This window comes from Adhaeribacter radiodurans, assembly GCF_014075995.1.
Classification (GTDB): Bacteria; Bacteroidota; Bacteroidia; order Cytophagales; family Hymenobacteraceae; genus Adhaeribacter; species Adhaeribacter radiodurans.
Genome location: NZ_CP055153.1, coordinates 6,088,262 through 6,102,218, shown reverse-complemented (window position 1 = coordinate 6,102,218; position 13,957 = coordinate 6,088,262). Strand labels below are relative to the sequence as shown.

At 40.7% G+C, this 13,957-nt stretch carries 16 protein-coding genes; 9 read left to right on the top strand and 7 right to left on the bottom strand.

Annotation, left to right across the window (positions count from 1 at the left end):
- Positions 1–5: 5 nt before the first annotated feature.
- The 5 genes from HUW48_RS24265 (at position 6) to HUW48_RS24245 (ending at position 5,457) form a co-directional block, all read left to right on the top strand.
- Positions 6–617, top strand: a complete 612-nt coding sequence (locus HUW48_RS24265; protein WP_182413389.1) for a hypothetical protein — start codon at positions 6–8, stop codon at positions 615–617.
- Between the two features lie 232 nt (positions 618–849).
- On the top strand, positions 850–2,226 hold the full coding sequence (gene radA / locus HUW48_RS24260; protein ID WP_182413388.1) for a DNA repair protein RadA: 1,377 nt from the start codon (positions 850–852) through the stop codon (positions 2,224–2,226).
- A gap of 730 nt (positions 2,227–2,956) precedes the next feature.
- Positions 2,957–3,979 carry an SPASM domain-containing protein gene (locus HUW48_RS24255; RefSeq protein WP_182413387.1) on the top strand — a complete coding sequence of 341 codons (1,023 nt, stop codon included), beginning with the start codon at positions 2,957–2,959 and terminating at the stop codon, positions 3,977–3,979.
- Between the two features lie 100 nt (positions 3,980–4,079).
- Positions 4,080–4,499, top strand: coding sequence for a putative signal transducing protein (locus tag HUW48_RS24250; protein WP_182413386.1), 420 nt, complete (start codon positions 4,080–4,082; stop codon positions 4,497–4,499).
- A 4-nt stretch (positions 4,500–4,503) separates the two neighbouring features.
- On the top strand, positions 4,504–5,457 hold the full coding sequence (locus tag HUW48_RS24245; RefSeq protein ID WP_182413385.1) for a mechanosensitive ion channel family protein: 954 nt from the start codon (positions 4,504–4,506) through the stop codon (positions 5,455–5,457).
- Between the two features lie 40 nt (positions 5,458–5,497).
- On the opposite strand, the gene HUW48_RS24240 is transcribed toward HUW48_RS24245, so the two are convergent.
- Positions 5,498–5,830, bottom strand: coding sequence for a hypothetical protein (locus HUW48_RS24240; RefSeq protein WP_182413384.1), 333 nt, complete (start codon positions 5,828–5,830; stop codon positions 5,498–5,500).
- 249 nt (positions 5,831–6,079) lie between these two features.
- On the opposite strand from HUW48_RS24240, the gene HUW48_RS24235 reads away from it, so the two are divergent.
- The gene (locus HUW48_RS24235; RefSeq protein ID WP_182413383.1) at positions 6,080–6,520 is read left to right on the top strand and encodes a YybH family protein; all 441 of its coding nucleotides are present in this window, start codon (positions 6,080–6,082) and stop codon (positions 6,518–6,520) included.
- A 71-nt stretch (positions 6,521–6,591) separates the two neighbouring features.
- Here HUW48_RS24235 and HUW48_RS24230 read toward each other — a convergent pair whose 3' ends face one another.
- The 6 genes from HUW48_RS24230 to HUW48_RS24205 form a co-directional block, all read right to left on the bottom strand.
- Positions 6,592–6,780, bottom strand: coding sequence for a FeoB-associated Cys-rich membrane protein (locus HUW48_RS24230; protein ID WP_182413382.1), 189 nt, complete (start codon positions 6,778–6,780; stop codon positions 6,592–6,594).
- Between the two features lie 94 nt (positions 6,781–6,874).
- Positions 6,875–7,672 (bottom strand): inositol monophosphatase family protein, encoded by a 798-nt coding sequence (locus HUW48_RS24225; RefSeq protein WP_182413381.1) that lies wholly within the window; start codon positions 7,670–7,672, stop codon positions 6,875–6,877.
- Positions 7,673–7,888: 216 nt separating this feature from the next.
- Positions 7,889–9,118 carry an Lnb N-terminal periplasmic domain-containing protein gene (locus tag HUW48_RS24220; RefSeq protein WP_182413380.1) on the bottom strand — a complete coding sequence of 410 codons (1,230 nt, stop codon included), beginning with the start codon at positions 9,116–9,118 and terminating at the stop codon, positions 7,889–7,891.
- Between the two features lie 128 nt (positions 9,119–9,246).
- Positions 9,247–10,317 (bottom strand): alpha/beta fold hydrolase, encoded by a 1,071-nt coding sequence (locus HUW48_RS24215; RefSeq protein ID WP_182413379.1) that lies wholly within the window; start codon positions 10,315–10,317, stop codon positions 9,247–9,249.
- Positions 10,318–10,414: 97 nt separating this feature from the next.
- The gene (gene rsmI / locus HUW48_RS24210; protein WP_182413378.1) at positions 10,415–11,101 is read right to left on the bottom strand and encodes a 16S rRNA (cytidine(1402)-2'-O)-methyltransferase; all 687 of its coding nucleotides are present in this window, start codon (positions 11,099–11,101) and stop codon (positions 10,415–10,417) included.
- Positions 11,102–11,328: 227 nt separating this feature from the next.
- A complete protein-coding gene (locus HUW48_RS24205; RefSeq protein ID WP_394368436.1) occupies positions 11,329–11,592 on the bottom strand; it encodes a 4a-hydroxytetrahydrobiopterin dehydratase in 264 nt (87 codons plus the stop codon).
- A 262-nt stretch (positions 11,593–11,854) separates the two neighbouring features.
- Here HUW48_RS24205 and HUW48_RS24200 point away from each other — a divergent pair, with 262 nt between their 5' ends.
- The 3 genes from HUW48_RS24200 (at position 11,855) to HUW48_RS24190 (ending at position 13,734) form a co-directional block, all read left to right on the top strand.
- Entirely contained in the window at positions 11,855–12,712 is an 858-nt protein-coding gene (locus HUW48_RS24200; RefSeq protein ID WP_182413377.1) for an SDR family oxidoreductase, read from the top strand.
- An 88-nt stretch (positions 12,713–12,800) separates the two neighbouring features.
- Positions 12,801–13,307, top strand: coding sequence for a hypothetical protein (locus HUW48_RS24195; RefSeq protein ID WP_182413376.1), 507 nt, complete (start codon positions 12,801–12,803; stop codon positions 13,305–13,307).
- A 190-nt stretch (positions 13,308–13,497) separates the two neighbouring features.
- Positions 13,498–13,734 carry a hypothetical protein gene (locus tag HUW48_RS24190; RefSeq protein ID WP_182413375.1) on the top strand — a complete coding sequence of 79 codons (237 nt, stop codon included), beginning with the start codon at positions 13,498–13,500 and terminating at the stop codon, positions 13,732–13,734.
- Positions 13,735–13,957 lie beyond the last annotated feature (223 nt).

Below are 13,957 nucleotides of genomic sequence, written 5' to 3'. Positions count from 1 at the left end.
GGTATATGGATGCATATTACGTCGATAAAATGGCGGGAAAAACGGAGGTAGAATTACTGGAATATTTTCAGAACCACCAGAAATACGTGCCAGCCGCCGTACTGGCCGCTGTTAACGAATTACAAAAACGAGGACGCACATTTACCGAAGCGGAACTAGCCACTCTGGAACCTGAGCGCCAAGCCGTAAAACAAGCGGCCCTGGAAGAGGCTTCTGAAAATACGGAAGCGGAGGAAGCAGAGGAAGTTCCTCGATTATACACTCCCAGTGCTATTTTAGGTTTTTCGGTGTTTTTTAGTTTACTGTTTGGCGGTATATTGCTAGCTACTAATATCCGGCAAATTGGCAATCGGCGGGGTAGTTGGGCTGTTATCGGGTTCAGCCTTTTGTTTATGTTTATAGAAGTAGTGGTTATGTACCAGTTAAAACGCAGTTCTACCTTAACAGTAGCGTTTAACCTGGCCGGCGCTTTTATTTTAAATTATTACTTTTGGCCGAAATACGTGGGAGTGCAGCGGCCTTACGAAGCAAAACCCATCTGGCGGGCGCTTCTTATTTCTATTTTAATTGTGTTGCCGCTAATTGTTATCATAGCCTTATTCCCGCCGCAGCAATAACTTGTTTTTTTTTAATCGAAAATGTTTTGCTTATCCATTATTGAATGGGGCTTACTTTTTTTAGGAAGTTTTGGCTGATTGCTCCATCTTAATTTTTGATTTTATAATTCTTTCAGGGACGGAAAATTAGTAAATTTTTGTTCTATAAAGACGGATTTACTGGAACGAGCACACCAACTGTTTCTTCTGTCTAGAAGTTTTCCGTTACCTTTATTCATTCAAAAATTAATAAATGGCGAAAATAAAAACCTCTTACTTCTGCCAGAACTGCGGGGCTCAATCGGCCAAATGGATTGGCCGTTGCCCGGCGTGCGGCGAATGGAACACCTACGTAGAAGAAGTACTGCAACGCGAAGAGGCCGCTGGTCCGGCTTCCTGGAAATCTTCTTCGTCGTTGCAAATTGCAAATAAACCCCGGCCCATTGCCGAAATAAGCTACTCCGAAGAATCGCGCATTGACACCCACGACCAGGAATTAAACCGGGTGCTGGGCAGCGGTATTGTACCGGGTTCTATGATTTTAATTGGCGGCGAACCCGGGATTGGCAAATCAACCTTAATGCTGCAAATTGCTTTAAACTTAAAGAACCAGCGGGTATTATATATTTCCGGAGAGGAAAGCGAACAGCAAATAAAAATGCGTGCCGAGCGCCTGGGCGTGCAGCACCCTAACTGCTTTATTTTAACCGAAACGGCTACGCAAAATATTTTCAAGCAGATCGAGCAATTACAGCCCGAAGTTTTAATAGTAGATTCTATCCAAACCTTACACTCGGCTTTTATTGAAAGTGGAGCGGGTAGTATTTCGCAGGTACGCGAGTGTACCGCCGAGTTGTTAAAATACGCCAAAGAAAGTGGAACCCCGGTTTTTTTAATTGGGCATATAACCAAAGAAGGCAACCTGGCCGGGCCAAAAATCCTGGAGCACATGGTAGATACGGTGTTGCAGTTCGAAGGCGACCGGCACATGACGTACCGCATTCTACGGACTACTAAAAACCGTTTTGGCTCCACCTCTGAGTTGGGTATTTACGAAATGTTAGGCACGGGTTTGCGGCAGGTAAGTAATCCTTCGGAAATATTGATTTCGCAGCGCGAAGAAAATTTTAGCGGTATTACCATTGGTGCTACTTTAGAAGGTAACCGGCCTTTGCTGATTGAAGTACAAAGTTTAGTAAGCCCGGCTACGTACGGTACGCCGCAGCGGTCTAGTACCGGCTACGATGCCAAACGGTTAAATATGCTGCTGGCCGTTTTAGAAAAACGCAGCGGCTTTAAATTAGGCGCGCAAGATGTATTTCTGAATATTGCGGGCGGCATAAAAGTAGAAGATCCAGCCATTGATTTAGCGGTTTGTGCTTCTATATTGTCGTCGTTTGAAGATTTGGCTATTCCGCATACTACTTGTTTTGCCGCGGAGGTAGGTTTAAGTGGGGAAATACGTGCCGTAAACCGCATTGAAAACCGGATTAGTGAAGCCGAAAAGCTAGGATTCCAGGAAATTTATATTTCTAAGTTTAATTTAAAGGGCATCAACCTTAAACGATTAGGAATTAAGGTAAACGCGGTAAGTAAACTGGAAGAAGTTTTAAGCTCTTTATTTGGATAATTATAAGAAAATAAGATAACTTTATTAATGAAAGCAGAATTATCAAGAAAAAGTTTGGATTATTTCATAAATATAGTATAGAGATTCCATATATTAGGGACAGATGGAGATTCTGTAGGTTCAAGTTTCTTGAAGTAACAGACCCGATTTAGCATCCTGCTTTTATTCAGGAGATTTTTATACATAAATAATTAATCCAATCCGAACGAAGCCCTGGTTTCCATTACGTGAAATCAGGGCTATTTCATTTTTACTCCTTCACATAAGTCAGGCTTTCTTAATTTTTATATCCTATTTCTTATAGACATAAATATCAAGATAGTAGAAGTTAGACTTTTATGTGTATAAGTAAACTAATTTTAAGGTTTTTACTTGTACACTTAGTTGTGCTTAGAGTTAGCGCAGCGCTATAAGTGCATCCCGGACAGCCAATCTCTGATTGGCGTTTACCATAATTTTGAGTTACGCCAATCAGAGATTGGCTGTCCGAAAATGAGTAGAAACCACTAGCGTGAGTTCTACTCATAACTTTTGTATGATTCCTAAATTGAAGGTCAATTCATTAATTACACAAAAGTCTAACATCTAATATCCGTTTACTTGTGGCTGTTTATTTAACTGGTTTAAAGCATAAAAAGTAAATAAGGTAAGTTTATGCACAACATTTTGCCGAAATACCGCCTAAACTCGTTACTTTGTTTAGAGCAAAATGGGTTGCTCGGCCATTAGCATGACCGGAAAATTATCGGATACTTTAAACTTACTTTCTAAACTTACCTGGCGACGGTTAAGTAATATGGGGCAGGTAGCCGGCAGTTATTTACTTTCTAAATGGACAAAACAAGCAAGGCACTGGGGCAGTCCTATCAGTATTTCTTTTGAACCTACTACTTCCTGCAATTTGCGTTGCCCCGAGTGCCCGAGCGGTTTGCGGTCTTTTACCCGCCCTACCGGCATGTTGCCCGACGATTTATATAAAGATACGCTCGATCAGTTACATAAAAATTTACTTTATCTGATTTTCTATTTTCAGGGCGAGCCGTATTTACATCCACGGTTTTTAGAATTAGTAAAATATGCCACCCGTAAAAAAATATACACGGCCACTTCTACCAACGCCCATTATTTATCCGATGAAAATGCCCGCAAAACCATAGAATCGGGCTTAGACCGGATTATTATTTCCATTGATGGCACCACCCAGGAAACGTACCAGGCTTACCGCGTGGGTGGCAGCCTAAACAAAGTACTGGAAGGCACCCAAAACCTGATAAAATGGAAAAAACAATTAAAATCGAAAACGCCTTTTGTGGTTTTTCAGTTTCTGGTAGTACGGCCTAACGAGCACCAACTGGCAGAGGTGAAACAATTAGCCAAAGAAATAGGGGTGGATGCCGTCTGGTTTAAAACGGCCCAAATTTACGATTACACACAAGGCTCCCCGCTTATACCTACCATTGATTATTATTCGCGTTACCAGAATAATGGGGATGGCAGCTATCGGATAAAAAATAAATTATTAAATCATTGCTGGCGCATCTGGCATTCGTGCGTTATTACCTGGGATGGCTTGGTAGTACCCTGTTGTTTCGATAAAGACGCCGATTACCGACTCGGAGATTTAAAAAAAGAAGATTTTCGTACCTTATGGCAAGGTACTCTTTACACTAAATTCAGGCAAGCCGTATTACAATCCAGAAGTCAGGTAGAGATGTGTAAAAATTGTACCGAAGGCACCAAAGTATGGGGGTAAGCTATACCTTTATACTGTAACAGTTAAAGCTAAATTTTTAACGTACAACTGTTTACCTTTTTACACCTACAATTAAAGAAACAAAGTTACCCCCACGCACATGGCAAATAAATTAATTACTATTGCCACTTTTCCGGATGCGGTAAAAGCCCAGATTATGAGGGGGCGTTTAGAAGCAGAAGGAATACTGGCCTTTATTGCCGATGAACATACACTTACCAATCAGCCTTTTTTATATATGGCTTACGGGGGCGTGCGCCTGCAGGTAGCCGAACAAGATCGGGAACAGGCACAAGCCATTTTAAACACCGGTGATTCTTTCGTGGTAGAAACTACGCCGGAGTACTTACCGGACCAATGCCCCAACTGCCATTCCGATAAAGTAAAAGAAACAACCTCGGCTGCTAAGCAATCGTTATTAACTTTTCTCCGCAATGCACTTACCGCCCGCAGTCACCAGCCTGTGGTCCGGCGATTTACCTGCAATAACTGCGGCTACAAATGGATAATTGAGAACTAAAAGAATGACCGAGTTGGAAGAAGCCTTAAGTTTATTAGTTAAAAAATTAGAGATATGGATGAAGCAACTCGTATTAATGTTGCCTAATCTGTTTATCGCTTTAGTTTTACTGGTAGTTACTTTTTACGTAGCCCGGCAAATGCGCCGGTTTTCCGACAAATTATTGCCCCGGGTATCTCATAGTGCCGCCCTTAATAATTTATTTGCCACTATGGTGCAAACGAGTACTCTCCTACTGGGTGTCTTCTTTGTGCTTACTATATTAAAACTCGATAAAACGGTTACTACCATGCTGGCCGGGGTAGGTATTATTGGTTTGGCCCTGGGTTTTGCTTTTCAGGATATTGCTGCCAATTTTATTTCGGGGGTGATAATAGCGGTGCGCAAGCCTTTTGGGGTAGGCGACGTAATCGAAACCAACGAATATTTTGGCACTATTGAGCGCATTAACATGCGTACTATTGATTTGCGCCGTGTTACCGGCGAATTAGTAAAAGTACCCAACCGCAAAGTGTTCGAAAATGCCATGATTATCTACACACATTATGGTCTGCGGCGAATTGATATAAAAATGGGCGTATCGTATGCCGAAGACCTGGAACGGGTACAAGACATTGTAAAAGCATCGGTTACCGGTATTAAAGGTATGATTGAAAACCGGGAGGTGGAAATGGTGTACGAAGAATTTGGGGAAAGCTCGGTTAATTTTTTAGTCCGGTTTTGGATTCAATACAAACGGCAAACCGACTTTGTGTACGCCAGAAGTGCGGCAATAATAAAAATTAAAAAAGCTTTCGACGACAACCATATTCAGATTCCATTCCCAATCCGTACCCTGGATTTTGCCATTAAAGGTGGTGAATCCCTGAACCAGCAATTAAGAGAAACTTTAGAAGAAACCCGGGAAAGTAACAGAAAAATACCTTCGCAAAATGGCAAAAAAGAAGCGGAAGAATAAGAATTCTACCGCTTTTTGCTGTATAGTTAAAGAAAATAGCCTAGGTTCGTTTTTCCAGGTTTTTTCCTAAATTTTCTACTTCTACCAGAAACTGGTCTACTTCGGTATCAGCTTTTGGCCCATATGAGTTGCTAATAGTGCCTTTCGTGCCATCGTTGCATTCAATGGCGTATAAGATAGACATATCATCCGGGTCGGTTTCTCCTTCGAAACGGTAAAAATTTACAATCCGGACGTCTTCTACGCCGTAGGATTTATCGCTGTTCAGAGAACAAAGCCGTCCTTCTGAAACGCGGAAGTCTTCTGTGAAACCATCGCTGTTCAGGCGGTTTTCCACTTTAATCATTGTTGTTAACTCCTCTTTATCTTGCATAGCTTTATAGATTTTTCGATTTTATAGGTCAGATAAAAAATATAGTATAGAGACTATACGCAAAAACTAAAATTTGTTCTACTGCGCTAGTGGTTTTTTTCGATATTGGCGGTATAAATTAATGCATCCATCTGGTTTAACTGCCAGCTATCGCATTTATCACGTACGAGCCATTAACTTTTTGTTATACGTAGTACTTACCTTAACTAGAGAAGATAATTAGCCCTACTTTTTCTAATTTCGCCAACTATGAAAAACAAGCTACTCTTCTTTTTACTTTTTCTACTACCCTTACGTAATGCGCTCGCGCAAAAAGTAGGCCCTGATACTACAGCCATTCTACAGGTATTAAACCAACAAGTTCAGGCCTGGAACCAAGGCGATATTGATAGCTTTATGCGCACGTACTGGAATTCACCGGACTTGGTTTTTGTATCGGGAACTACTGTAACTAAAGGCTGGCGACCAACCCTGGAACGGTACAAAAAAACGTATGGTTCGCGGGCGAAAATGGGGACCTTACAATTTACTAAATTACAGGTTAGTGCCATCGCCAAAGATTCAGCTACGGTTTTAGGCAATTGGGCTTTAACGCGGGCTGGCGATCATCCACACGGAAAATTTACTTTAAAATTCCGTAAGTTTAATAACCAATGGTTTATTGTACGGGATCAAACTATTCAGGAATAAACCCCACCAGGTAGTAAATCTAAAATTTTTGAAGCAGGGAACGGTAGCAGATGAACGGAATAATTTTAGCGTTACCGCAGCAAAGTGGATTTAGCTTCCAAATCGTTTTTAATTTTATTAAAATCAATAGTAGAACAGGCACCACCGCAGCCTTTAGCGCAACCCCCGCCTTGTTTTGGCCGGAAGTTGGCAATAAGTAACCGAATAACATAAGCGGCTGCTAAAGCAAAAATGATAAAAATAATAATTTCCTGTACCATTATTTAGGGAGCATTACTTATTCTATAACCTTTACCTGGCTAAAAAAGTTTAGCTAGCTTGGCAAGTGGTATTTATTAGTACTACAACGTAGTTTTACCCTTGCCAGTACTCGCCAATTACTTGCAGCATTTCGGTGTGGATTTGTCCATTGCTGGCTACAATTTCGCGGTCGAATACCGGGTCGCCGTTATTATCCGTGAACATGGTTACGTGCCCACCGGCTTCTCTTACTAAAATAACTCCGGCCGCTACATCGTAAGAATTCAGGTTAAATTCAAAAAAGCCCTCGAAAATACCTTTTGCCACGTAGGCCAGATCAACTGCGGCCGAGCCTAAACGCCGTACGCCGTGCGATTTCTGCATGTAGCTTTTCAGAATTTGCAGGTAAATATCAGTCTTTCCAAAATCGGTATATGGGTAACCTGTTACAATGAGAGAATCGGCAAGTTTTTCCGCCCCCGATACCCGGATGGGCTGATCGTTACAAAAAGCACCATTGCCTTTAGACGCATAAAAACACTCATCGCGGTTTATTTCGTACACTACTCCCAGCACAATTTCGGAATGCTGCATTAAAGCAACGCTAATAGAAAAAAGCGGTAAGCCGTGAATAAAATTAGTAGTGCCGTCCAGCGGGTCGATTATCCAGTTGTACTCGGCTTCTCTTTCGGTTATGGTACCTTCTTCGGTTATAAATCCGGCTTCGGGTAATAATCGCTGCAAGCCTTTTACCAGTTGTTCTTCGGCTTGTTTATCTACGTACGATACTAAATCGTTTAAGCCTTTATGCTCAATCCGGTTACGATCGAACGATTGAGCTTCGGTGCGAATAAAGGTACCGGTAGTTTTAGTAACCGCAATTACTTGTTGGCAAAGTTCAGAGAGCAGCATAATAAAAATTTGTTAAAAATACATCAGGCAATTAAGCAACTTACTTTTATGTGCCGCAAAGGTTATAAATACTAATGAAAAAATGGCTATAGATTTTTTAAATTTTACTAATTAACCGAGGAAATTACCCAACAACTTTGATGCGGAAATTATTGAAATTGTTAGTTTGATTTATTTTAAAACCAAGTCTGATACCTTGATACCATGTCATTTTATTTAATAGCTTACTCTTTGTTGAGTTCTTTTTTGAATAAAATGTTTTTGGGTGAAATAAATATATCCTGCCCGCAATCCTAACAATAGTAACACAGGAAAAAAAGCCGGATGGTATTCCTGCGGAATCCACTGCCACAGAATAAGTAAAAGCCCTGTTACAATAGCCGTAATTAAAAAATAGGTTTTTACAAAGGGCAAAGTTTTTTTGCGGAGCAATAATAAACCTACTGGCAAATGCAGCGGAATAGCCCAAAGTAAATTTAAGTTTCTGCCAAAAGCTTTATAATCGCTGCTCGTAGTTAAAAATAATAAAACAAAGCCTAGTAAGCCAACTACGCTAAAAAGTACCACATCAAAGCTGTAATCGGGACGTTTCTGCCGCCATTGCCACCAGGTAAGTACTACTCCTAAAATAAATAAAGCCCAACAAATAATACCTGGCCGGAGAGGCACAAGTACCAAAACCGGTGAATCAGCTTTAAAAAGAGTAGCAACAGGTTGTGCAAATGGTGCTTTGCCATTTCTGTTTTGTAACGTAGCTGTTGAAAATCCTTCTTGCAGGTAATCCGGAATAAACATATATTCAGATGCAGTTGCTTGCCGATCGCTAGTTGCACCCATGGCCAGGTCTACGCCAAAATCAGCCCACGGAAAAGGGTTCTGGTAAATACCCACAATTTGCCGAAAGCTCAGCTTTTTATGATTTAATGCAGGATTAAACCGTAAGCTATCGCCCAAAGTATTTTGAAATACATCCCGGATGCGGGTCGCGCAATTATCAAAGAAAAAATCATAATAATATTCGCGGTTTTCGGGCAAATAGTTGGTTTGTAAAAACCGAAATACATTATTTTTTTGAGGTAGGGTTAAGTTTAGTACTTGCTCGTATACCGATCGATTATAATATTGGTAAGCTGCCAGAAAATCGGATAAATTGGATACTGCTAGTTTGTACTTAAGTTTACCCATTACAAATTTAGGGTAAAAGTTAGGCGTGCTAAAATCAAAAGTGCCATAATTAAATACGTAATCAATCCCGTAAGTGGGGTCGGCTACCCGAATAGCGCTATGCCCGTACATAGAGTACAATTCGTCGCCGGGCGAACAGGTAATTAAACTAATGCGGGCTTGCGGCGATAAATTTTGCGCTATGGCCAAACCTTTGCCTAAGCCGAATAAAAATAAAGTGATCAGAAGCCACTTATTTATAAAAGAGCGCGATAAAATCATGAATAAATTTTAAAATAGTAAATGAAAGAGAGCAAAAATAAATGTAAGTAATAAGCTTTATTTTTAATTAAACACTTTGTAGCAATTGTTTAAGGTTACTTTATGCTGTTACTATTTCTATCTAAAGCTTATTTTAGTTGATTATGAGTTTTTACTTTGCCCAAAAATACAGTTAAATCCTGGATAAACTGCTTGGGGCGTTCATAATGGATATTATGGCCGGTATCTTTATATATATTATGGGTAATGTAGTTTGGATGTTGCTTTTGAAGGGAGCTGTTTTCTGCTTCAAATGGCATAAAATCATCTTTACTAATCGGGTCTAAAATCAAAAGTGGCACATTTAAATTGCGGTATACAATTTTAGGTTCCAGTATCGACATGGACTCCGCAAAAAGAGGAACCCGGGTAAAATGAAGAATATTATCGGACCATTGCCTGGCAGAGCGCATATGAAACAAATCTATAACTCCCGGGCTTATGGCCCACCGGCCTTTATTGTTTTTCGTAATCCAGGCTAATAAGTTAAATTGATTGCCATTGGTACTAGTATCATAATTAGCGTAATAGGCTTCAAATTCGCTGGCATAGGAAGTGTCGGCAGGCCAATCTTTTTCAATTTTTTGCAAGGTGCTGCCCAGTTTCTCTGGGTCCATTTGATGATAATAGGTGTTCATATTTACCGATCCCCCATCTTCTAATACTAAACCCAAAACTCTGTCGGGATAAGCGTCATAAAATGCCGTGCTGATATAACCACCTCGGGACCACCCGCCAATAATTGCTTTTTTAATTTTTAGCTTATCCATTAACTCTTTTAGGTCGTCGGCAATGTGGTACAAGGATACTTCATGCGTAGGAATTGTGGTTTGACCATGCCCATAATAATCAATGGCAATAACGTAATAGCCAGCTTTTACCAGGCTAGGTGCTACATCAAAAAGTTCGTAACCGTTCGTTAAACTACCATGCGACCAGATGAAAGGTGTACCGGATGGGCTGCCCCAGGTTAGATAGTGCATCCGGACATTTTTAGTTTGAATAAATGCTCCGTGTTCTTTTTCGAAGCGAACAAATTCTGCTTTGGCTTCTTTATACAAGGCTTGGGCTTTAGCTCGCTCCAGAATAGGAGTTTTATTTTGGGCATTTAATAGTAAAGCAGGATACAGGAATAGCAAGATAAAGAAACAAAATCTCATGGGCAGGATAGCGTATTTTGTTCAACGAGAAGGGCTATTTTAAAAACTTTAACAGCATTAATGGTTTAAATAACTCCTGATTATTTCGTAACAAAATTTACTTTAGCCCTTCCAGCACTAGCACAAATTCACCTTTAATGGCTTTTTGCTGAAAAATAATAATTACCTCGGCCAGGGTACCGGTTATGGTTTCTTCAAATAATTTAGTAAGCTCCCGCGATACCGAGACCATTCGCTCTTCGCCGAAAGTTTCTTTAAACTGGTCTAACGTTTTTAGAATACGGTGCGGCGACTCGTAAAAGATCATAGTACGCTCTTCGGTACTTAAACTTTGCAATCGGGTTTGCCGGCCTTTTTTAATAGGCAAAAAACCTTCGAAGGTAAAACGATCGGTGCTAAAACCCGATTTTACCAGGGCCGGCACAAAAGCCGTTGGGCCAGGTAAGCATTCTACCGCTACACCGCTTTTCAGGCATTCGCGCACCAGTAAAAAACCCGGGTCAGAGATAGCCGGCGTGCCCGCATCCGAAATCAAGGCCATTTTTTCGCCGTCGAGTAAGCGTTGTACCAAATGAGAGGCCGCTTTGTGCTCGTTATGCAAATGATGGCTGTGCATCCGTTTTTCAATACCTAAGTGCTGCAATAATTTGCCACTAGTACGGGTATCTTCGGCCAGAATGGTATCTACCTCCTTTAATATCCGGATAGCGCGCAGGGTAATATCTTCGAGGTTGCCGATAGGCGTAGGCACCAGGTACAATCTGGTTTCGTTGGGAGTAGCCATGCTACAAAGGTAGATAATTTGACTTAAGGAAGTAAAAGGTTTTTGAGGTAATAAGTAGCAGGTAAGAAGTATTTCAATTATACAATGTCATTACATTACATTACATTATCTGCCGGCAAGGGATAGGCAATCTTATTTTCTACTTAGTTAAGCAAGTTTTATTTACTAATTCAAGCTAGAGTTAGAGACACAGGTAATTACTTGGCCAACCTACAACTTAAAACCATCTACTCCTTTGCATTATAAGTAGCAGCTATTTCATCAATGCGTTCAGCCAGTTTATGATCGCGTTTGGTTACTGTGTTGCCCGCATCAAACGTATATAGTTCAAAATGAACAACGTTGTACATGTTTCGCCATTCCGGGTGGTGATCCATTTCTTCAGCCGCTGCGGCTACTTCGGTCATAAAAGCAAAGGCTGTTTTAAAATCCGGAAACCGGAACGTCTTTTTTAATCTATTATCAGTTTCCTGCCACATAACAGCTTTCATTATAAAAAGTAAATTTTAATCGTTGCCTAACTGTGCTATCTATTTGATTTAACGTTAATAATAAAAATAAAGCAGATAAAAAGGACTATAAAAATTAAGGCTATAGCAAGTTTTAGTAAGTTTAATTAACTAAGAACAGGTGCTTTCCTCTGCGATTACGCGAATAAATTTAAATAATTAAGCCGAAGTTAAAATTTTTAAAACTGCGATAAAAGGGTTGCGTATAGAATGGCTCTCGTTCGATTTTTTTACCAATAAAACTATGGAAAACAAACCAACATCGCAGCCGGACCAACACCAGTCGGACCAGCCCGGTGATGAATATAAAATGACGCCGAAGCCCGAGATAATTCGGGATAATTATAAAGGTAGCGATAAATTAGCCGGTAAGGTTGCTTTTATTACGGGTGGGGATAGTGGTATTGGCCGGGCAGTGGCCGTCCATTTCGCCCGCGAAGGTGCCGATATAGCCATTGTTTACCTCGACGAAAACGAAGATGCCCGCGAAACCAAACGGTTAATTGAAGCCGAAAGCCGCAAATGCTTATTAATTAAAGGCGACCTGCGCGAAGAAAGTTTCTGTAAAAATGCTGTGCAGCAAGCCGTTGACGAATTTGGTGGTAAACTAAATATTGTGGTAAATAATGCCGCAGAACAACACGAGCAAAAAGAATTGGAAAGCATCAGTCAGGAACAACTGGAAGCTACTTTCCGGACGAATATTTTTGCTTATTTCTATATTGCGCAGGCAGCCATACCGCACCTGCAAAAAGGCGATAGTATTATTAACACCACGTCGGTTACTTCTTTCCGGGGTAGCAGCCATTTAATGGATTACTCCGCTACCAAAGGCGCTATTACTACTTTTACCCGTTCGCTGTCGCAAAATTTAGCGGAGAAAGGGATTCGCGTAAACGCCGTGGCTCCGGGGCCTATCTGGACACCTCTTATTCCGGCCACGCTCGAAAAAGTAGCTGATTTTGGTTCTGATACTCCTTTAGGTAGAGCCGGGCAGCCTTCAGAAGTAGCACCCGCGTACGTATTCCTCGCCTCCGAAGATGGCTCTTATATTACAGGCCAAATAATTCACGTAAACGGCGGCGAAGTAGTAGCCGGTTAATTTTTTAAACCCATTACCCTAAAAAGCAGTAAAATACTCCATCCGTACAGGAGTGATTTGTAATTGTATAACTTTAACCTATTTTAAAATGGCAACTGTAACAAACAAGGCCTTGGGCGACCAAACAACTAACCGCTCCGGGAGAGTTCGGGTTTTAGACACCGACACCGATTTTGACGAAATGAACGCTGGGCATATTATACCGGGAGCTGATCCACCTAAAAATGAGCATGCTCGCGGCGGATTTGGCGACCGGGACGGTCGCAATGGCTACGGCACTGATTCTCCTAACGGAAGTACCGCTTTATCTTTAAACGAAGATTCCGAAGATGTGAATACGCATACCGATGGCTTACAAACCAGCGACCAATTAAACCGTGGTCAAACCATTTACGCTCTCGGCGATGACGATGACGTGGCTGATGACGATGATGATTTTGATGATGTAGACACCGATGATGATTTCGACGATGATGATTTAGACATCAGCGAAATACCAGACGATGATTTTGATACCGATCTGGACGATGACTTCGATGATGACGACGATCTGGACCTGGATGAGGACGATGAAGACGACGATGATCGTTTATAAAAAATAAATTAGCGGCTGCTTCAGGGTTTACCTCAGAAAAACTACCGGCACTAAATAATACAGTAAGAAAATACTTAAGCTGTATTGGTGTTAGCCGTTAGGATTTTCTATTGCTTTTACATAAAACTTAGTATACCAAAGAGCCGCCATTAAACTTTTAGTAAATTTTAAATAAAAGAAGGAGGTAGTTATGCCGTACAAAAGTAATAATACCAGTAAGCAATCTAAAAGACCAATAGGCGATCCGACTGGCGATGGAGTAGGAGGAATGAAAGATATTGATGCCGAAAGCTCGCTTAAGGCAATGGATGAGCTAGGGGAAAAATATACCGACGAAAACGGAGAACCAGATCTTCCTCAAACACCTGGCAGCCATCCTAACCGGAATACCAATAAACCCAATATTGATAAACCCGCCTACGGGTAATAAACTACTATGGCAAAAAATTAAAAAAGCTCTGTGTAATACAGAGCTTTTTATTTTTATAACTATTTAATGTTTAAAACTTGTACTTATTTTAAAATATTGAATAAAAATTCATAAACAAGGCAGGGTATTGGAATAAGAATAAATCAGATTAGGTTAAAACACCGTACCTTTTACTTTTTTGAGTGAATAGTAGCTTTATGATTATATAATTGTTGAAATA